This is a genomic window from Flavobacterium sp., assembly GCF_043722275.1.
GTDB lineage: Bacteria > Bacteroidota > Bacteroidia > Flavobacteriales > Flavobacteriaceae > Flavobacterium.
Genome location: NZ_JAYSPC010000062.1, coordinates 1 through 20,692 on the forward strand (window position 1 = coordinate 1; position 20,692 = coordinate 20,692).

20 protein-coding genes are annotated in these 20,692 nt (G+C 32.6%); 8 read left to right on the plus strand and 12 right to left on the minus strand.

Annotated features, from left to right (window positions below; all coding sequences use genetic code 11):
- Positions 1–342: 342 nt before the first annotated feature.
- A complete protein-coding gene (locus tag ACHZDT_RS08105; RefSeq protein WP_394774121.1) occupies positions 343–1,578 on the minus strand; it encodes an ABC transporter permease in 1,236 nt (411 codons plus the stop codon).
- A gap of 110 nt (positions 1,579–1,688) precedes the next feature.
- The gene (locus ACHZDT_RS08110) at positions 1,689–2,183 is read right to left on the minus strand and encodes a YkgJ family cysteine cluster protein (RefSeq protein ID WP_213300169.1); all 495 of its coding nucleotides are present in this window, start codon (positions 2,181–2,183) and stop codon (positions 1,689–1,691) included.
- 74 nt (positions 2,184–2,257) lie between these two features.
- Here ACHZDT_RS08110 and ACHZDT_RS08115 point away from each other — a divergent pair, with 74 nt between their 5' ends.
- The gene (locus ACHZDT_RS08115) at positions 2,258–2,965 is read left to right on the plus strand and encodes a class I SAM-dependent methyltransferase (RefSeq protein ID WP_394774122.1); all 708 of its coding nucleotides are present in this window, start codon (positions 2,258–2,260) and stop codon (positions 2,963–2,965) included.
- A gap of 95 nt (positions 2,966–3,060) precedes the next feature.
- On the opposite strand, the gene ACHZDT_RS08120 is transcribed toward ACHZDT_RS08115, so the two are convergent.
- The 8 genes from ACHZDT_RS08120 to ACHZDT_RS08155 form a co-directional block, all read right to left on the minus strand.
- A complete protein-coding gene (locus ACHZDT_RS08120; RefSeq protein ID WP_394774123.1) occupies positions 3,061–3,693 on the minus strand; it encodes a 7-carboxy-7-deazaguanine synthase QueE in 633 nt (210 codons plus the stop codon).
- Positions 3,694–3,794: 101 nt separating this feature from the next.
- Positions 3,795–5,462, minus strand: a complete 1,668-nt coding sequence (locus ACHZDT_RS08125; RefSeq protein WP_394774124.1) for a tetratricopeptide repeat protein — start codon at positions 5,460–5,462, stop codon at positions 3,795–3,797.
- Between the two features lie 16 nt (positions 5,463–5,478).
- Positions 5,479–6,402 (minus strand): PstS family phosphate ABC transporter substrate-binding protein, encoded by a 924-nt coding sequence (locus ACHZDT_RS08130; RefSeq protein ID WP_394774125.1) that lies wholly within the window; start codon positions 6,400–6,402, stop codon positions 5,479–5,481.
- Between the two features lie 2 nt (positions 6,403–6,404).
- Positions 6,405–6,635, minus strand: a complete 231-nt coding sequence (locus ACHZDT_RS08135) for a hypothetical protein (RefSeq protein WP_394774126.1) — start codon at positions 6,633–6,635, stop codon at positions 6,405–6,407.
- Complete coding sequence (locus ACHZDT_RS08140; RefSeq protein ID WP_394774127.1) at positions 6,635–7,435, minus strand: energy transducer TonB; 801 nt, start codon at positions 7,433–7,435, stop codon at positions 6,635–6,637. Before ACHZDT_RS08140 ends, ACHZDT_RS08135 begins: the two co-directional genes overlap by 1 nt.
- Before the next feature lie 30 nt (positions 7,436–7,465).
- Positions 7,466–8,032, minus strand: a complete 567-nt coding sequence (locus ACHZDT_RS08145) for an ExbD/TolR family protein (RefSeq protein WP_394774128.1) — start codon at positions 8,030–8,032, stop codon at positions 7,466–7,468.
- 19 nt (positions 8,033–8,051) lie between these two features.
- Positions 8,052–8,678, minus strand: coding sequence for an ExbD/TolR family protein (locus ACHZDT_RS08150; RefSeq protein ID WP_394774129.1), 627 nt, complete (start codon positions 8,676–8,678; stop codon positions 8,052–8,054).
- Between the two features lie 53 nt (positions 8,679–8,731).
- Positions 8,732–9,556 (minus strand): MotA/TolQ/ExbB proton channel family protein, encoded by an 825-nt coding sequence (locus ACHZDT_RS08155; RefSeq protein ID WP_213300147.1) that lies wholly within the window; start codon positions 9,554–9,556, stop codon positions 8,732–8,734.
- A 379-nt stretch (positions 9,557–9,935) separates the two neighbouring features.
- Here ACHZDT_RS08155 and ACHZDT_RS08160 point away from each other — a divergent pair, with 379 nt between their 5' ends.
- On the plus strand, positions 9,936–11,447 hold the full coding sequence (locus tag ACHZDT_RS08160; protein WP_394774130.1) for a helicase HerA-like domain-containing protein: 1,512 nt from the start codon (positions 9,936–9,938) through the stop codon (positions 11,445–11,447).
- 76 nt (positions 11,448–11,523) lie between these two features.
- On the opposite strand, the gene ACHZDT_RS08165 is transcribed toward ACHZDT_RS08160, so the two are convergent.
- Complete coding sequence (locus tag ACHZDT_RS08165; protein ID WP_394774131.1) at positions 11,524–12,867, minus strand: FAD-dependent oxidoreductase; 1,344 nt, start codon at positions 12,865–12,867, stop codon at positions 11,524–11,526.
- A gap of 625 nt (positions 12,868–13,492) precedes the next feature.
- Here ACHZDT_RS08165 and ACHZDT_RS08170 point away from each other — a divergent pair.
- From ACHZDT_RS08170 to ACHZDT_RS08195, 6 genes are all read left to right on the plus strand, one after another.
- Entirely contained in the window at positions 13,493–14,086 is a 594-nt protein-coding gene (locus tag ACHZDT_RS08170; protein WP_394774132.1) for a GNAT family N-acetyltransferase, read from the plus strand.
- 83 nt (positions 14,087–14,169) lie between these two features.
- Positions 14,170–14,562, plus strand: coding sequence for a DUF6597 domain-containing transcriptional factor (locus ACHZDT_RS08175; RefSeq protein ID WP_394774133.1), 393 nt, complete (start codon positions 14,170–14,172; stop codon positions 14,560–14,562).
- Positions 14,529–14,975, plus strand: a complete 447-nt coding sequence (locus ACHZDT_RS08180; RefSeq protein ID WP_394774134.1) for a helix-turn-helix domain-containing protein — start codon at positions 14,529–14,531, stop codon at positions 14,973–14,975. Before ACHZDT_RS08175 ends, ACHZDT_RS08180 begins: the two co-directional genes overlap by 34 nt.
- A gap of 77 nt (positions 14,976–15,052) precedes the next feature.
- Positions 15,053–16,561: a serine hydrolase gene (locus tag ACHZDT_RS08185; protein ID WP_394774135.1), complete on the plus strand. Its 1,509-nt coding sequence runs from the start codon at positions 15,053–15,055 to the stop codon at positions 16,559–16,561.
- A gap of 2 nt (positions 16,562–16,563) precedes the next feature.
- The gene (locus ACHZDT_RS08190) at positions 16,564–17,064 is read left to right on the plus strand and encodes a nuclear transport factor 2 family protein (protein WP_394774136.1); all 501 of its coding nucleotides are present in this window, start codon (positions 16,564–16,566) and stop codon (positions 17,062–17,064) included.
- Positions 17,065–17,421: 357 nt separating this feature from the next.
- Positions 17,422–17,877: a hypothetical protein gene (locus tag ACHZDT_RS08195; protein ID WP_394774137.1), complete on the plus strand. Its 456-nt coding sequence runs from the start codon at positions 17,422–17,424 to the stop codon at positions 17,875–17,877.
- A 364-nt stretch (positions 17,878–18,241) separates the two neighbouring features.
- Here the strand turns inward: ACHZDT_RS08195 and ACHZDT_RS08200 are convergent, their stop codons facing one another.
- Entirely contained in the window at positions 18,242–20,632 is a 2,391-nt protein-coding gene (locus ACHZDT_RS08200; protein WP_394774138.1) for a penicillin acylase family protein, read from the minus strand.
- Positions 20,633–20,692: the final 60 nt, after the last annotated feature.

Below are 20,692 nucleotides of genomic sequence, written 5' to 3' on the forward strand. Positions count from 1 at the left end.
GTTCTACGCTGATTTATCTTGATTTTGATTTTATTCGCGCAAAGACGCAAAGTCGCTAAGTTTCATTGAATCCTTCTATATAGGTCTTTCTTATGAAAATTACTACCTGGCCACGATAGTCCCTAAGCTTCGGGAGAAAATCCTTTTGCTTTTTTCTTTAAAAAGCAAAAGATTGGAGTGCATAGCGGGAAAGAGCTCCTTTAATCAAATTACTAATCTCAAATTTTAGAGTCTAAAAGCTTTGACCTTACTCACCCGGACAAAAGCTGCTTTTATATATGTGTAGTAAAAATAAACCCGACAAGTCTGAAAACGTCTCGGGTCAATTATATCATTAGAAAACTATTCGAAACGAATGGCCTTAACCGGTGAGATCTTCGTTATTATATAGGAAGGAATTAGCAGGACAATAAAACACACTGTAACCGTAAGTAAATTTAGCAAGGCGATGTAACCCCAATTTAAATAAACCGGCGCCTGATTGACATAGTAATTTTCAGGATTTAAATGAACGACTCCAAATTGCTGCTGAATTAACAATATTGCAATACCAATTAAATTACCCCAAAACAATCCTCGTATGATAAGGTAGAATGCGTTGTATAAAAATATTTTGCGAACTGCCCAGTTATTTGCTCCCAATGCTTTTAGAATTCCTATCATTTGCGTACGTTCTAATATAAGGACTAATAATGCAACGACCATATTTATTGTAGCAACTAAAATCATGACCGCAAGAATCACTACGATGTTAAAATCAAATAATTGTAGCCAATCAAAAATATAACTGTATTTTTCGACAATTGTCTTGGTATCTAAACTTGATGATGTTTGATCGTAGATCTGACTTCCTGTGGTTTTGATATTATCGAAGTCTTTTACAAAAACTTCAAAAGCACCAACCTGATCCTGGCTCCATTTGTTGATTCGCTGAATATGACGAATATCTCCTATTATATAGGTGGCATCGAATTCTTGAAAACCGGAATTAAAAATACCGGCAATTTTGAATCGGCGGCTGTTTGGCATTTTACCTTGTTCTTCCTTAATAAAAAAGGTATTGAAATTATCACCTACTTTTAAATTTAGACGATCAGCGAGAAGTCTTGAAATTAAAACTTCTTCGTTTAATGTTTTAGAAAAATCAGGCACTTTACCTTCAACAATATATTCCTTTATATTATTCCAGTCATAATCTGCTCCTACTCCTTTGAAAACAATTCCTTCAAAAGCATTTTCGGTTCTAATAATTCCGGCTTTACTTGCGACTGCCTGAATATGCCTTACCTCCGGAACTGATTTAAAATTGGGATAAAAATCCTGCTTCTTTGAAATTGGTATCAAAGTTACTTCAGAATTATTATTATCGTAATTGGATATAATGATCTGACCATTGAAAGCCGAAACCTTATCGCGGATTTTTTGCTGCAATCCAATTCCGGTGGCAACGGAAACTATCATCATTATAATTCCAATTGCAATAGCCGAAATTGCAATTTTTATTATTGGTGCCGAGATACTGCTTTTATAATCTTTTGCAGTTATAAGCCTTTTAGCTATGAAATATTCTAAATTCAAATTTAGTTGTCTTTTATTAATTATTCTAATGGAAATTACTCAAATCAAAAATACATTTAAAAAAATAAAAACAAATTGCTTCTAAAAACAATTGGATAATTTTTAAGTTCTTAAAGCGGGAGTTTCTTTTTCATTTCCTCGACTATATTATATGCAGCAGGACAAATAGCTACATTTTTTAAGGTAAGATCAGTAATTTGGTTGAACTTTTTACGATCTGTATGCGGAAATTCTCTGCAGGCTTTTGGACGAACGTCATAAATCATGCAATAATTCTCGTTATCTAAAAAAGTACAAGGAACACTTTTTAGCACATAGTCTTTGTCTTCATCAATTTGAAGATATTGTTCAATGAATTGCTGTGGTTTTTGTCTGAAAGATTTTGAAATCCTTTCGATATCTGCCAAAGTAAATAATGGTCCAGTTGTTTTACAGCAATTGGCACATTTTAAGCAATCTGTTTTTTTAAATTCCGCATCATGCAAATCCTGCATAACGTAATCTAAATTCTTAGGCTGTTTCTTTTTCAGCTTATCAAAATACTTTTTGTTTTCGATATGCTTATCTTTGGCTAACTTATTTAAGTTATTTAAAATTTGTTTCAAGTTTACTTTTTAAAGTTGATCTGCAAAATTAAACAACTTTAAACTTGAAACCTTAAACTTTGAACTAAAATACGATGAAAGATCTATTTGGAAAAGCGATGTTCGATTTTCAAACCAATAATTCGCCAGAAGATATCATTACAGAAACAACAATTTCTGAAGAAGACGAAATGAGTGTTGATTATTTATTTCGTTCTTATAATGAAATGCCTTTACTTGAGCAAAAAGCCTTACAATTAGCTACGGGCAAAACACTGGACGTTGGTTGCGGAGCCGGAAGTCATAGTTTATCATTACAAAATGACCGTAATTTAGAGGTTACTTCAATTGATATTTCAGAAAAAGCGATTGAAACTTGTAAACTCCGTGGTGTAAAAAATGCAAAAGTTCAAAATATTTTAGATTTTGAAGGCGAGAAATTCGACACGATTATTTTATTAATGAATGGCGTTGGTATTTTTGGAAAATTAGAGAACTGTAATACCTTTTTATCTAAGCTAAAATCTCTCTTAAATCCAAATGGACAAATCTTATTAGATAGTTCTGATATTATATATATGTTTGACGAAGATGAAGATGGCGGCAAATGGATTCCGTCAAATAATGATTATTATGGTGAGCTAGTTTTCAATATCACTTATAAAGGAGAAAAAGAAGAACCCTTTAATTGGTTGTATTTAGATTATAACACACTTCAGAATGCTGCTGCTGCAAACGGATTAAAATGCGAACTTATTTTAGAAGGTGAACATTATGATTATTTAGCAAAACTTTCAATTTAAATAAATTAGAAAAAATAAGATTCGTTCCTTTTTTACACAATTGTATATTTAATAAACAAAAAATCTCTTCGATTGAAGAGATTTTTTTATAACATTTAAGGGATATTCAAGTATTTATGAGTTTGTAGTGAAACTCTCCACTTTGGATTATTCATTACATAATCTACAATCAAAGGAGTCATTTCCTCCTTTTTACTCCATTCTGGCTGAAGAAATAGAATTGCATTGTTATTTACTAGTTCTGCTTGCTCTTCTGCAAAAATAAAATCGTGTTTATTATAAATAATCACTTTTAATTCATGCGCATTATCGTAAACAGTTTGTGTTGGTAATTTATTCTTTTTCGGCGAAAGGCAAATCCAATCCCAAGTACCTGTTAATGGATATGCTCCGGAGGTTTCAATATGAACTTTTAAATTTTTATTTTTTAGTTCCTGAGTTAACAAGGTCATGTCCCAGGTTAATGGTTCTCCTCCAGTTATTACAACGGTATCTGCAGAACTTGCTGCATTATTGACAATTAGATCAACACTTGTTGGCGGATGCAATTCTGCATTCCAACTTTCTTTCACATCGCACCAGTGACAACCTACATCACAACCACCAATTCGTATAAAGTAAGCAGCTGTTCCGGTATGAAAACCTTCTCCCTGAATGGTATAAAATTCTTCCATCAAAGGTAACATTGCTCCTTTATTTACTTCTAATTGTATTTCTTTTGATAACATTATTTTATTTTAAAGTGCAAAGATAGTCAATTAAATACGGAACAAAAAAAACCGATAGTCCTTTAAACTATCGGTTTTTTTTTTAATATTAAGATCTTAAATTATTTCAAAGCTTTAACAGATTGAGCTGCATATGTATTTGCAGGATCTAAAGCTAAAGATTTATTGAAATATTCAATTGCTTTTGCTTTGTCAGTATTAGCATAACTAGCACCAATGCTATTGTAAGCTTCAACTACTTTTTTTACTGTAGCTGGTTTTGCTAATTCTTCAGCACCTTTTGCAGTAGTTCTAGTTACATACTCTTGATAGTTTTTGATAATCAAATCATCTTTTTCAAGTAAGTTATTGATTCTGCCTTTGTATAAGTAAGCTTCGTCATAAGTTGGAGAAGCTTCTAAAACTCTATCAAAAGCAATCTCAGCTTTTCCTAAAGCAGCAGCATCTGCAGCACCATTTGCTTTATTTGCATTAGCATAATAAAGTGAGATACCATAATAAACGTTATCATCTAAATAATTTTTAGATTCTTTATTATTTGAAGCAAGTTCAAAAACAGTAGCCGCTTGTGCAAATTGTTTTTTAGCAAACAAAGCTTTTCCTAAATCAGCAAGTTCTTCAACTACTAAAGGCTCTAATTCAATTGCTTTTTTAATATCAGCAACACCTGCATCAAAAGCAGTTTGATCTACAATCCCTTCAGCATTAGTTCCTTTTTTAATTTTTGACAAACCTAAATATAAATAATCTCTACCAATTACTTTGTTTGATGGTACTTTAATAAAATCTTCAATAGATTTAATTGCTACATCAACATTTCCGTTTTCATAAGCAGCATAACCTAAATATCTGTAGATTCTTGGATTAACTTTATCTTCAGCAATCATTTTATTTGCAACAGTCTCAAGAGTTTTATAATCTTTAACCAAGATTAAGAAATCTGCATGACGCATTTTAGAATCTAATGAATAATCAGTCAGACTTAAATACTTTTCGTAATTTGTAATTGCATTTTGCATATTAACTTTAGCAGTAGATGTTTTATTTCTTCCCCATTTGTAATATGTTTCAGCTAATTCTCTATAAACCGGACCGTAATTAGGATTTATAGCGATAACTTCATTGAATGCTTTAATAGCTTCTTCATAAGATTTAGCTCCTTTTAGTAAAACTCCTAATTGCATTTTTGCTCTAATGAGTGTAGGATCTGCTGTAAATGCATCACGGTAAGCTTTGTATGCATCATTTTGATTGTTTGCTCCGTAATAAGCATCTCCAATTGTTAAAAGAGCTGTTGCATTTTGAGGCTCAATTAGCAAAGCACGTTTTAAAGTAGCAATTGCATTTGTGTAATCAGGGCTAGTTGAATTGATGTAAGCTTTACCGATGTAAATAAATTCTTCAACATCTTTACGTTTCATGTCTTTAGTAGCTAAACCAAAGTTTGCCTGAGCCGCTGCTGCATTTTTAGCATCAAGATCTAATTGACCTAATCCAATATAGTTTAAGTTCTTCTTGTCTGATGCTTGTAATCCATTTGCGTAATAAATTTTAGCAGAGTCAACAATAGCTTGATTTAAATATACATTTCCTAAAACAAAATTAGCTTCTCCATCAGATGGTTTTGCTTTGATGATTGATTTAAGCAAAGATTTTGCTTTTTGAAATTGTTCAGCATCAATTGCTTTTTTTGCTTCTTTGATATCTTGCGCTTTTGCTACAGAAGCTGTAGCAACTAAGGCAAGACTAAAAATTTTAAATTTATTCATCTTAATTGTAATTAATTTATTCTTTATCGTTTATAATTTGACTTCTTATTTTAAGGTTTCGTCCTGGCGTTCTAATAGGCAATAATCCTGATTTCAAAACTATACGTTGTCCAATGTCTCCTGAAATAAATGAAGCAAACCCCATTCCTAAACCGGTATATCCCTGACAATTTACAATAAACAAATCGCGTGCCAAAGGATATTTCATTTCACCAAGATCGTTTTGAGTAGGATCATAATATTTATCACCATTGATACCTTTAACACTCATAACGTTTATTTTTTTAACAATATCCAGCATATTTGGAGATGGTTGGTAAAGCCAATTTACTCCTACTACTCCAATCATGCCATCATTCTCTGAAACGAATTTAATAACTTCGTCGTTTGTTTTAAAAGAAAAAACATTATTTGACGGAATATCTTTCACCTTAGCCAGCTCTTTCATGTATCGTACTGTACTTGAATTTGGATTATCAAATACAAGACCTTTTATTCCAGAATCTGATTTGCCTTGTAGAAAATCAATCACGGTTTTCAACGCAATTAATGTGTCTTTATTGCCTTTGTTCGTAACAAAAGCTATCGCATCTTTAGCAAAAGGCGTAACTCTAGGATTAATCTTACTCTTGGCGAATCTGTCTTTTTCTCCCTGAGTCAAATCTCTTGTTATTACGACAACTTTCGCTTTTTGATTTAGCAAATCGTTTATGAGTTCAGCTTCGGATTTTGGTTTAATAGAAATCTTTGCATCATAATAGGTGCCTTCAAAAACAGCAACCATATCTTCAACAATAGGTTTTATTGTTTCATCTACAGTAATATCCATTGATCCTTTTAAAATTGTTTCCTGATCAGATTCATTTTTGCTTTTTTGGTTACACATGGCAAACAAAAAAACAAAAACTACTAAACCTACAATTTTACTATATTTCAACATATTTATTCTACGTTTGAATTAATTAATCTTAAAAAACGAATTCCTGAATATACTATCAATAACCCGCCAAAAGCATATCTGTATTTAGGTTCCATATCTAATGGAAGTTTTTTCCAAAACATAATCATTAAACCTAGTACAAGATATATTAAAAAAAACATTATTCCTAAAACAAGAAGAAATCGCTCTTTGAGCGATTTCTTCTGAATATTATTAAGCTTATCTTTTAACATTATTCTGCAGATTGAATAGTAATAGGCAGAGAGTAAAGAACCCTAACTTTTTTACCATTTTGCTCGCCGGGAGTCCATTTTGGACATTTTTTAAGAACACGAATTGCTTCTGCTCCTGTACCGTAACCGATATCCCTTAAAACTTTAATGTCGGTTAATGAACCGTCTTTTTCAACTACAAAAGTAACATAAACTTTACCTTTTAAACCTTCTTCTTCCGGAGTCTTGTAATTGTTTCCTACGAATTTGTAGAATTTTTCAATACCTCCAGGGAAATCTGGTTTTACTTCGATACCAGCAGTATTATAAACATTGTTATCTTCCTGAATGATCTCAGTAACTGGTCCTTTACCAACTGGTTCATCAACAGTTAAAACTGCATCAGGATCTCCTTTGATAGTTTCGTTACCAACTTTTTTGTCCTTAAGATCCACAATTTTTGGTGGATCTTCAGTAATTTCATTCGCTTTAGCAACTACCGGTTTCACAAACTTAACCTGATCCACTTTTGGTGGTGGTGGTGGTGGTGGTGGTTGATTTGGCTTAATTTCCTCTTTTTTCGGAGGTAATTTTATTGTCGCGATTTTAATATCGTTGTTTACCACTTCTTCATCAGAATCTGGTAACAAGCTTGCAATAAGAGGAGCTGCAACAGCAATGCTAAAAATAAGCGAACCTATGACAAGAGCCTTTACAGTAGTCTTGCCGTTCGATTTTCTTAACTCATATGCACCATATATCTTATTACGTCCTTCGAATACGATATCAAGCCACTGATTTTTAATTATATCTAATTTCATTTTTCTTGAGTATTAGGGATTAAAACAAGATTACTCAGGTTGTTTATCTATCAATTTCGTTTCTTCTGGACTAAACTCAGGAACAATAGCATATGTTTCCACTCCGCTAATAGCCATTTCATCCAAAATATCAACCAAATTACGGTAATTTGATTTTTTAGTTGGCTTGATAATAACTATAATTCCATTTTTAGGTTTCCCTAGAGCAGTAGAATAAGCTAAAACTGCTTTCTTCTGAGTCAATAATTCTCTACGAATTCCATCTTTACCATAAGCGATATCTTTAGGTCCAATTTTAGGAGTTGCAAGCAATCCCATATAGTAAACCATTTTATTATCTGCTCCTAGCATAACTGTCATCGTACGATTTTCATCTACTTTCGTATCCTCAATTTTCTTAGTAGGATCTGGATCTTTATCCGGAAGAGACAAATCCATCGCTTGAGGTTTTGACAACGATGTGGTTAACATAAAGAACGTGATCAATAAGAAAGCTAAATCCACCATTGCCGTTAAATCGACTTTAGAATTCTGCTTTTTACTTCTTACTTTACCACCTTTTCCGCCACCACCGTCGCCGGTATTTAATTCAGCCATCTTAGTGTATATTTTTTAATTAAAAGTCTTTTCCTCTCGTACCCGTAACTAAGTTAAAGGAATTGATTTTCTGATCTTGTAAAATATCCATTATCTTTTTGATTTGTGGATATTGTTCTTTAGCATCACCTTTTATTGCAATTTTCAATTCTTTATCATCAATATCAATCGCAGCTCTTCTTGAAACCAAAAGCCAGTCTTTTAATTGATTATCTAAAGAATCTATTGGAATTCCAGGTTGATTCGCTTTAGTTCTATCAGCGGCTTTCATGTCGATGATCTGTTTTAAATTTGCTAAAGGAACACCGAAGTCATCCATTAAAGCAAATTTAGTTTTATCTTCTTCTGAAAAAGTCACACCTAATTTTGCACCCATACCTTCAAGAGTTCTTTTACGAATCTCTCTTCCTTTGATGTCAAAAAACACTTTGCTTTTTCCATCTGCACCTTTACCTATTGTAATAATTGCTAAATCCGCATCCGGCAATTTAGTTTGAGCAACAGATGAAGGCATATCTACAGGAAGTGCTTCTGGCACCTTAGCAGTAGCGGTCAAAATAAAGAACGTAAGCAAAAGGAACGCAACATCACACATGGCAGTCATATCTGTCGATGTTGACTTTTTTTTCATTTTTATTTTAGCCATTCTCTTTTATTTTTATTTTGATATAATTAATTGTGTAATTATTCAAAAATTAATTATTGTTTCAAACTTCCTCTGAATCTTCTGTAAGTATTTACAATTGTAGTACCAGCCTCATCGATAGAGTAAGTTAAATCATCAATTTTAGCAGTAAAGAAGTTATAAGAAACGATCGCTAAGATTGAAGTAGAGATACCTGTTGCAGTATTGATAAGTGCTTCAGAAATACCTGTTGCAAGAGCAGCCTGATCTGGAGTTCCAGCAGAAGCTAATGCACCAAACGCTTTAATCATCCCTGATACAGTTCCTAATAATCCTCCTAAAGTTCCTAATGATACTAAAGTAGAGATAATAGTCATGTTTTTTTCTAACATTGGCATTTCTAATGAAGTTGCCTCTTCGATTTCTTTGTGGATTACTTCTGCAGCTTCTTCACTGTTGAAACCTTCTTTTTTAACGTCTTGGTATTTAACTAAAGCAGATTTAATTGCATTTGCAACTGAACCTTGTTGTTTGTCACATGAAGCGATTGCAGCCTCGATGTTTCCTTCTTTAATATTCCCTTGTACATTTTTCATAAATGTATCTAAGTTAGCTTTTCCAGCTGCTTTACCAATAACAATAAATCTTTCAATAGAAAAAACAACAACCATTAAAAACATACCTAATAATACTGGTACAATAAATCCTCCTTTATATACTTGTCCTAAAGTATTGATTGGGTGACCTGTTTCTGGATTACCTCCCTCGAAGTTAGAAGCATCCCCCATGATTACTTTCCAAATAAACACCCCAACTAAAATACACGCTACAATAATGATTCCAGTAATCATTCCTCCTCCATTTGAAGTGCTTTCTTTTTTAACTTTAACGTTTGCCATTTTTTTTAATTTTAATAGTTTTAAATAATTTTTATTTTTTAGTTATATTTAACTTGTAGAGGAGCAAATTTATACGTTTAGTTTAAATAAAAAAACTTTTTTTAATTTAATTGAAGGAAATTTAACGTCAATTTAAAAAATATCTCATTAAATTGCCCACATCATTTTTTAGATAAGACAAAAAACGAGCCGATTAATGGGAAAATTACAACGTTTTAGTAAATATTCAAACATTCCTTTGATATCTTCTTAAAAAGTTGCGAAATTATTTTTAATATAGTTTTCAATCAAAAATAGCTTTTTCCTACTAAAAAAAACGTAGCTAAAGTGTTAAAAAACCAAGCAATACTCTTATAATCATCTAAATTACAAATAAAACATGAATAAAAAGGATAATTTCATTCAGGATATCAACAATGGTTATATGTCTAAAGGAGATAGCATAATTCTGGGAAGCGCTATTCTTGACGGAGAACCACTTGGTGAAGCTCATGTCAAAATCCCATTAAAAACGTTAAATCGTCACGGACTTATAGCCGGAGCGACCGGAACAGGAAAAACAAAAACGATACAGGTTTTTTCTGAGCAGCTATCAAATGCCGGAATTCCTGTTTTAATGATGGATATAAAAGGGGATTTTAGCGGAATTGCCAAGGAAGGCAAGGAAGAAGACTTTATTACAGAGCGCCACGCTAAAATAAATATCCCTTATAATATTGCTTCATTTCCTGTTGAATTAATGTCACTTTCTAAACAAAATGGTGTTCGTTTAAGAGCGACAGTTTCTGAATTTGGACCTGTTTTATTCTCCAGAATATTAGACTTAAATGACACGCAGTCGGGAGTTGTTGCTGTGATTTTTAAATATTGCGATGACAATAAAATGCCATTGCTGGATTTAAAAGATATTAAAAAAGTTATCAATTATATTACTGAAGAAGGCAAAGAAGAAATATCTGCTAATTATGGCAAAATTTCAACTGCCACAACCGGAACTATTCTTAGAAAAATAATAGAATTAGAACAGCAAGGCGGAGATATTTTCTTTGGTGAATTATCTTTTGAAATTGATGATTTAATGCAAATCGATGAAAACGGAAAAGGTTATGTAAATATCATCCGCTTGACGGATATTCAGGACAAACCTAAATTATTTTCCACTTTTATGTTGAGTTTATTAGCCGAAATATACCAGCAAATGCCAGAAAAAGGAGATGTTGCACAACCTGAATTAGTTATATTTATTGATGAAGCACATTTGATTTTTAACGAAGCCAGTAAAGCACTTCTGGAACAAATAGAAACGATTGTAAAACTGATTCGTTCAAAAGGCGTTGGTATTTATTTTGTAACCCAAAATCCAATGGATGTTCCAAGTGGTGTTTTGGCACAATTGGGATTAAAAATTCAGCATGCCTTAAGAGCTTTTACAGCAAATGATCGTCAGGCAATTAAAAAAACAGCCGATAATTATCCTACTTCTCCTTATTATAAAACAGATGAATTACTGACCAGTTTAGGAATTGGAGAAGCTCTTGTTACGGCATTGAACGAAAAAGGAGTTCCAACTCCGCTTGTCGCTACAATGATGCGCGCACCAATGAGCAGAATGGATGTTTTGACTACTGATGAAATCGAAGCTATTAACAGCAAATCAAAACTGGTAAAAAAATATATTGAAGAAATTGATCGCGAAAGTGCTTATGAAATTCTAATTAAAAAAATAGCAGACGCTGAGCAAGCCAGCATAGAACAACAAGCTCCAGCAAAAGCATCAAAAGCTGAACCAAGTACAGCAAGTGTTGTTACAAAATCAGTTTTAAAAGTAGTAACAAGCGCTACTTTTATCCGAGGAGTTTTTGGCGTTTTATCTAAAATATTCAAGAAGTAAATACAATATCAAAAATCAATTACAATATCAAGGTCAAATTTTAAATTGATTTTTGATATTGTAATTGACATTGAAGTTATACGTTTTGCAACAACTCCAGAATTTTATTATCCACTTCGGGAGAGTTCCAGATATTTTCAATATTATCCAGTTTTAAAATTTCTTCCATGATTCCGTTTTGAAAATCGCCAATTGCCAAAGCTTCGGCATACGGACGATCGCTAAAAGTCACACGACTGTAAAGCGGAATCCATTTATCAGGATGTTTATCTGAGAATGTTTTTTCTATTTTCTTTTGTAACAAAAATTTCTCATCGGCAGTTTTCGTACTCATTTCCATGAAATTTCGGTATGAAAGTTCTGCAATAGCGTCGGCATTTGGTTTACGTGAAATTTCATATTCAGAAAAAATCTTCTTCCAATCGTTTCCGTATTTTTCGATCATTTCATTTAAAACCGTAATATCTTCAAAACCAGCATTCATCCCTTGTCCGTAAAACGGAACAATAGCATGACAGGCATCTCCAATCAAAGCAATTTTATCTTCGTATGTCCACGGAAAACATTTCATGGTCACTAAAGTACTCGTTGGATTTTTAAAGAAATCCTCTGCCAGTTTCGGAATCACTTCAATCGAATCCGGAAAGTTTTTCTCAAAGAAATCTTCGACCATTTTACGATCTGTAAGTGACGCAAACGAATTCTCACCTTCAAAAGGCATGAATAAAGTACAGGTAAAACTTCCGTCTAAATTGGGTAAAGCGATCAACATATATTCACCGCGTGGCCAAATATGAAATGAATTTTTGTCCAGTTTATGAGTTGCATCGGCATTTGCCGGAATATTCAATTCCTTATAACCCATATTCAAAAATTCCTGCGAATAATTAAACATGCTTTGGCGTTGCATTCTGTGGCGGATTCTCGAAAAAGCACCATCAGCACCAAAAACCATATCGTATTTTATCTCTTCCCACTCACCTCTTTCAGTTTCACCAATATGCAAAGTCGCATCGCTCAGCGTGACATCCCAGATTTTTTGTTCAAACAAAAATTCAGCTCCTGCTTCTTCTGCAAGATCAATCATTTTGCGGTTTAAAGCTCCTCTTGAAATCGAATAAATCGATTCGCCTTCTTGTCCGTAATTTTGAAAATTCAGTTTATCGACCAGATGAATCGCTCGTTTATCCATTGGAATCGCGATTTCACGAACCGAATCACCAACGCCAACGCCATCAAGCGCTTTCCAGCCACGGTTGGACATTGCCAGATTTATAGAACGACCAGAAAAATTAACTTTACGAATATCAGGGCTTCGATCATAAACATGAACGGTGTGACCTTCTTTTTTGAGATAAATTGCTAAAAGTGATCCTACCAATCCAGAACCTACAATCGCAATTTTTAGTGGAGTTTGCATCAAGAAATAATCTAAATATAAGATCGTAAAAATAAGTAATAATTATACAAGAGCTTAAAAATAAAGGAAATATTTATGATAATATGGACATGACCATTAAGTTAAGCTTTTAAAAAATAAATCATACAAATCAAATCCGTTTTTATCCGCGTTTTTACGAAGTAAATCTGTTTTATGCGCGTCAAAATTAGACGCTGATTTTACTGATTCGCTAACGCGAAAACGCTGATAAAAACAGATTTTTATAATTACTTTCTTGATTAAACTGCTAAGTAATTTTATAGATTTCCCCTTAACTTAATGACATTGGTTTCTATCCCTCATGCAAAAGTTGCTTTCATAACAAATTTTCGTTTTTATAGATTTATTAGAAATGTAGAAAAGTCTATTTTCGCTTGACGAGAAAAATAAATTGGTCCACAGATTTACAGATTTACAGCGTTTTTTTGTCATTTTGAGGAACGAGAAATCGCACTAGAACTCCGCAAAATCACCAATCTTTGTCGAATTACGGGTGTGATTTCTCGTTCCTCGAAATGACAAAGTTGCTTTAAACTTTGCACCTTAGCGACTTCGAGAGCAAATAATTTCATCAAAAACTTAATTTACCTACACTAAAATAACCATGAAAAGCAAACTATTACAATCAGACATAATTCTGAAAAATGAAAGAGTTTTACTAATTCCTTTCGAAAATGAAAGAAACATTGAACTCAAAGAAATTATTTTCGACGATGAAATCTGGAAATACATGGGAATGTATGTGAAAAATGATATTGATTTTGAAAATTATATCAAACATACTTTAAAACAAAAAGCAGACGGAATTTGTTATCCATTTTTAATAATTGACAAAGCGACAAACAAAGTTGCAGGAAGTACGCGCTACGGATATTTAAATCACGCAAGCCAAAAATGCGAAATTGGCTGGACTTGGTACGGAAAAAATTTTCAGGGAACGGGTTTAAATAAAGCCTGTAAATATGAATTACTGAATTTTGGTTTCGAAAACATTCAATTCAAGAGAATACAATTTAGCGCGGATCTTGAAAACAAAAAATCGCAACGGGCTATTGAAAAATTAGGCGCAGTAAAAGAAGGATTATTTAGAAATAACTATGTTGATTCTGAAGGAAAAAGCAAGGATGATGTTTATTATAGTATTATTTTAGAGGAATGGGAAACTACTAAAAAAGAATGTTTTTCTGAGTTCATCTAAATAGTTACAAAGGAAAAGTGGTATTTTAGCTTCGATTTTGAATTCTAAAATACCATAAATTCACTTTAACATAATAATCAAAAATGCAACTATATTCAGAATATTATGTAAGTGAAAAATGCGAGCGGTTTGTCAATAAAATCTGGTGTCTCGATAACAGCATCGGCGAAAGCCTGATCGAAAACAAACTTGTTTTGCCTAACGGTTGTTTTAATCTCGCGATTGTGAGCGGAAATTCGATACAAGTTCATACGAGTAAACAAAAATATGAAATGAACGAAGGATTTTACTTTTGTTCACAAATGACCAATAAGGTTTTGGTTAATATTCAGCCAAAAACCAAAGTTACTATTATTCAACTTCATGCCTGGACACTTTCAATGTTTCCGCAATATGATTTAAGCAATTTACAGATGCTATTATTAAAATTGACGCAAATGAGTTGCCTTTTCAAACTAAAATCGAGACTGATTTAAACAGCGATATTTCGGCATTATTAAACACAATCAATTCTTATTTTGAAGAATTAAACACTTCAAATCTAACTAAAAATACAATCGAAAAAATCTGTGCAATCATCAAGCTTCATGATGAAGAAATTTCGGTTTCGGAAATTGGAAAAAGTTTAAATTCTTCACAAAGATCACTTCAAATTAAATTTAAAATCGCAACCGGACTTACGATCAAAAATTATATTCAGATTCTGAAGTTTAGAAAATCGGTCGATCAAATGGTAAATTCTGATTTAGAGAAACTAAAACTGACAGATGTTGCGCTTTACAACAAATACTTTGATCAATCGCATTTTATAAAAAAGTTTAAAGATGTAACGAAAACAACTCCAAAAATGTTCAATTCAAGTTTGTATTTTCTTTCCAAAAAAAGATAATATTCGCATTTATACAATTTTGTAAATTTTGATTGCATTAGTTTTGCAAAATCATCAATCAATCAAATCAATCAAAAATGAAAATCAATCAATCATTTTTCCGGTTAAAAGTAATTTTAATTGGAATTCTTCTCTTTCAAATCCATATTGGCTTTTCTCAAGAAGAAAAAAACTCGGCTTTGTACAAAACCATTATGTCAAGAGACAGTCTTCTCTTTAATGTAGGCTTTAATACTTGCGATGTATCACAGTTCGAAAATTTACTAAGTAACAATTTTGAATTTTATCACGACAAAGACAGTATTCAGGACAAAGCTTTATTCCTAAAAAACATCAGAAAAGGTTTGTGCAGCGCTACAAAAACATATCAAGCCAGAAGAGATTTAGTTGAAGGCAGTACAGAAATTTATCCATTATCTAAAAAAGGTGTTTTGTATGGCGCTTTACAAGTTGGAATTCATCAATTTTTTGAGCCAACTCCTGAAGGAAAAGATAAATTTGGAAGTACGGCAAGATTTACTCACGTTTGGATATTAGAAAATGGTGTCTGGAAACTGAGAAGATCTTTTAGTTATGATCATCAAGATACGAATACAGCCGGGACTAAATCAAGTATTTTTGATAATGATCAGGAAATTGAAAAATGGCTAAAACAAAATAATGTTCCAACTTTAGGAATTGGCGTAATCAACAACGGAAAATTACAAGAAATCAAAGTTTTTGGCGAGCTTAAAAAAGGAATTTCCGCGCCGTATAACACGATTTGGAATGTAGCATCATTAACAAAACCAGTAACTGCAATGATAGCGTTGAAACTGGTAAGTTCCGGAAAATGGGATTTAGATGAACCGCTTTATAAATACTGGACAGATCCTGATATTGCAAATGATTCTAACACGAAACTATTAACAACAAGAATTATTTTAAGCCATCAAACCGGTTTCCCAAACTGGAGATTTATGAATGATTCCGGCAAATTAGACTTTAAATTTAAACCCGGAACAAAATACCAATATTCCGGTGAAGGATTTGAATATTTGCGAAAAGCTTTGGAAAAGAAATTCCATAAAACATTAGATCAGCTGGCAAATGAATTGATCTTTCAACCACTTAAAATGACTGATACTCAACTTATATGGAATGACAAGTTAGATCTTTCCAGATATGCAATTGGCTACGATAACAAAGGAAATGCATATGAACCTACTAAAAATAAAACTGCAAACGCCGCTGATGATTTACTAACTACTATTGAAGATTACGGCACGTTTTTATGCAGCGTAATGAATAGTGACGGATTGAGCAAAAAGGTATTTGAGGACATGACATCGCATCAGGTTGAAACCAAGAAAAATAAATATTTTGGACTTGGTTTCGAAATCTATGATTTAGGAAACAACAATTATGCTTTATCACACGGCGGAGCAGACAAAGGCGTTCAAACCATTGTTTTATTGCTGCCAAAAACAAGACAAGGCTTGATTATTTTTACCAATGTTGACGATGGTTATAAAATTTACGAAAAAATAGTGAATCATTATTTGGGAGAAAACGGAAAAAAAATTGTTGAAATAGAAACAAAATAAAAATGGAAAATAACAAGAAAGAAATTATGATTCCCATGGTAAATATAATAGTCCTTTTTATTCTTTTTTTAAGTAAACAAGCAGTTGCACAAACCAATAGCGAAGTTTTAAAAATGGATATATTAAAAACTGAAATCATCCAAATGGACAGTTTGCTTTTTGATGTTGCTTTTAATCAATGTGATGCGGCCCAATTTAAAAAAATAATAGCCGATGATGTTGAGTTTTACGATGACCGTTTTGGTTTGAATATCTCGAAAGAAAATGAAATAAAATCATTAAACGAAAAATGTATCAGACCAGAAAAACTAACCCGAAAATTAAATTCCTGCACCATTGATAAATTAGGCGATTTTGGCGCTGTACAAATTGGCGAACATACTTTTTATATTAATGGAAAACCTGAAGGAACCGGAAAATTTATTCATATCTGGGAACGAAAAAACAATGAATGGAAACTAAAACGAATTGTTAGTTACGAACACAGACCTATTAAAAAGTAATATGGCCGTATCTAATTTTTACTGTTTAGGTGAAAAATAAAAATAATTATCTGATCTTGAAACATAATTAAAAGTGAGTCGTCTAACTAAAAGACAACGGCATAATCGCATCGACTATTAAAGTTTCAATCATCAAATCAAAAAAATAAACGCTCAACAGCAGTAATCTTTATCTTACCAACTCCGACAGTTCTGGTTTACAACCAAAACTGTCGGAGTTTTTTTATCTTAAAAAATGTTTTTCCCATTCTATATTTAGTATAAAAAAACTATTTTAGCGGTGCCCAAAAAAAACAATTATAAATCCCAAATCAACTCATTTACAATCGTTAAAGTTGTAAATAATATCTAATACTTATGAAAAATTTAAAGAAGCAATCTCTTTTAGTTTTATTACTATGCCTGTTTATTCCAGGTTTTTGTATTTCTCAAACTACTTCTCCTCCCGTTCCAGTTGCGGTTCCAATGCCAACTCAGCAAAACAAAATTATAATCGATAAAATTGTCGAAGCAACACATTACAAAAATTACGTTATTGATTTTTGTTTAGAAACTATAAACGAAGCCGCACAAAAAGAAAAATGGAACGATCAGAAAACTGTCGAAATCACTGAAAGCATTAATTATAAAAATTTTAGAGATGCCGTTTACAATTTATTTGCGTTTTACAACGAAATAGAATTAGAAAATTTACTAAAAACATACAAACAAGATACTGCTTATCAAACCACAAACGTCATGATTACTAATGATGCTCTGGGATATAATTTAGAGATATTTGCAAATGATATTGTTCGTGGAAAGTATAAATAAAGTTTCTGAGGTACTGAGTTGCTAAGGTTCTAAGGTTTTTTTTTAAGGTTCAAAGTTGCACAGGTTTTTTAATGCTTTACAAAACCACCCATTATTGTCAAATAAAAATCTGCTCAATCTGCAAAATCTGCGAGAAATAAAAACAAATCCTTATAAAAAAATTTGTTTTTATCATAGAAATCGGGATCACAAAAAATGAACAGACCAACTTTGGCAAAGATCATACAAACATTGAATTTTCGCATAAAGCTTTGTGTTCTTTTAGCTAAAACATAAGCATAAAAAAACTTTGCGAATCTTTGCGAAAAAACTTTGTGCTCTTTGCGGTAAAACCAAACAAGCCAAAAACCTGAAACTAAAAAAACTATTCCTCCTTCGGTTTCAAAATCAATTTAGTTGATGTTCTTATAATCTCTTCTTTATTCAATTTCATTTTTCTGAATTTTCCGGCGTTGTACATTTCTGCCTGATCGCTGTAATGTTTACTAAAAGGGTTTCCGGATTGTCCGGTTGGTAAAATGCTCCAACTGTTTTCAATATCCGAGAAATCGACAATTCTTCTGGTTGAAGGTCCGCCTTTCACATAATATTTCCCTTCATTTGTAAGTCCGAAGAATTGATTGTTTATAACTTCGTTTGATCCCGGAGCTGCAAAAGGTCCCACATCAAAAAGTTTTCGTAAAGCTGCAATTTTCCCTAACGGATGTTCATGTTCTACAGTATGTACTTTCCCCCATTTCCAATCGGCAATTTCATTTCCTAGTTGTTTTTGGAGCGCTAATACTGATTCATGAAATGATTTTGAAACGATTTCGCTTCTGGTTTCTTTTACATTTTTAGTCTTGATATTATCCCACCAAACCGAATTTTCATTCTCAATTTGCCTCGAAATAACTTGTTTTCCTAAAGATAATCCAAGAAATAAATTGAAATTATCGTCGCCCATTTCATCTTCAAAAGTATTTTTCAAGTATAAATAAACCCATTTATTATAAATCGTTGGCGCAACATCTTCAAGATTATTCGTTCCTTTCCAAGATTTCAAAACTGTAATTGCTTCTTTTTCTTTTGCTGAAAGTGACGTAATATTTACATTCGAAATTAAACTTTGAACCACGCACGGAGAAACTGGCGATGTATTATCAAAAATCATTTTACTGATCGATTCTTTGTTCCAATCAGATTTTGCATCCATTAAACCAGAAATTCTTTTAGCACGATCTTCCGGCAAATAATATCCAGGATACAAATAACCATCAATCGCTTCCGGCTGATTATTTGCTGAATATACATAACCCCATTTCGGATTTTCGGCAGATGGATTTTTAGAAAAATCTAAATATTCTGCAATATCATCTTTACCGCTTGAACCATCCAGAATTAAAAAAGAATTCACTCCTTTATTATGCTTATAAAGTATTCCCGTTGCCCACCAAGCAACATTTCCTTTGGCATCGCCATACATAACATTCAATCCCGGCGCAGCAACTAATTGAACTGCTTTCCTGAAATCGTCTTTGCTTTTAGCATGAGAAAGTCCGTAAACAGCATCTAAAATTTGAATAGGCTGTTGCGTATAAATCCACGACATTGCAATAGGATTTTTTCGATCCAAACGTTCTAATAAATCATTCATGATTGGTCCGTGTCGGCTGGATTTAAGCGTCAAAACCACATCCGAAGTATCTTTTACTTTGATTGTTTTTTTTCTGGTTTCATACTTTGCAAAACCCGTTGGCGTTTGATATTGGTTTGAATCTCCGGCTTTATTTTTTTCCTGATAAAAGTCGATATCATCATTTTCGAACATCGTTAATCCATAAGCATAATCACGATTGTGCGCCAATAAAGGGTAAGGAGTTCCTGCAAGATAACAACCATATAATTCAAAATCAGGCGCAATTAAATGCGCTTCGTACCAAGTTCCTGGTTGCGAAAATCCTATATGCGGATCATTGGCAAAAATCACTTTTCCGCTTTTGGTTTTATTAGGTCCTGCAATCCAACTATTGCTTCCCACAAAAGGCGGAATTGGTGAATTATCTAATAATGCCGCTACAGATTTTGCAATCGTAGTATATTCTTCAATATTTTCTTTTGAGCTTTTGATTTGCGTTGTATTAAATTCACCTTCAATGCCTAAATCTTTCAAATATTCAGCACCGTATTTATTGCGAATATCTGTTAGTAGTGGATCTGTTTTTTGAGCCATCGCAAAACTAAAAGACATATATCCAAAAATATTATAAACGTCTTTTATCGTGAATTTTTCTTTTTTAACTCCCACCAAAGTAAATTCAATTGGCGTAGTTCCTTCGTCTAAATATTGATTAATTCCATCTAAATACGCCAATGTCATTTTATAACTCTGGCTATTTTTATCCAGTTTTGCAATGGCTTTCGCCGAAGCTTCTTCGATACCTATTCCGGAGAAAAACTTGTCATTTTTAAGCGCCACAGATCCAAAGATTTCCGACAATCTTCCCGGAGCAATTCTGCGAAGCAATTCCATTTGCCACAATCTTTCCTGCGCGTGAACATATCCTAAAGCTGTCATCGCATCTTTTTCTGAATTGGCATAAATATGAGGAACTCCAAAATCATCAAAATAAACGGTGGTTTCTTTCTCAAGATTTTTCAATTCAATCTGACCCTCATATTTAGGTTTCAAATGAAAAATATAAGCACATAATCCAATTCCAAGAATCACAATCAGGACAAATAAAACCAGCAGAATTTTTTTAATTTTTCTCATATTCAAAAAAGTATAATAATAAATGGTTCGGTAATGATGTAACTTAATGATCTAATCTTA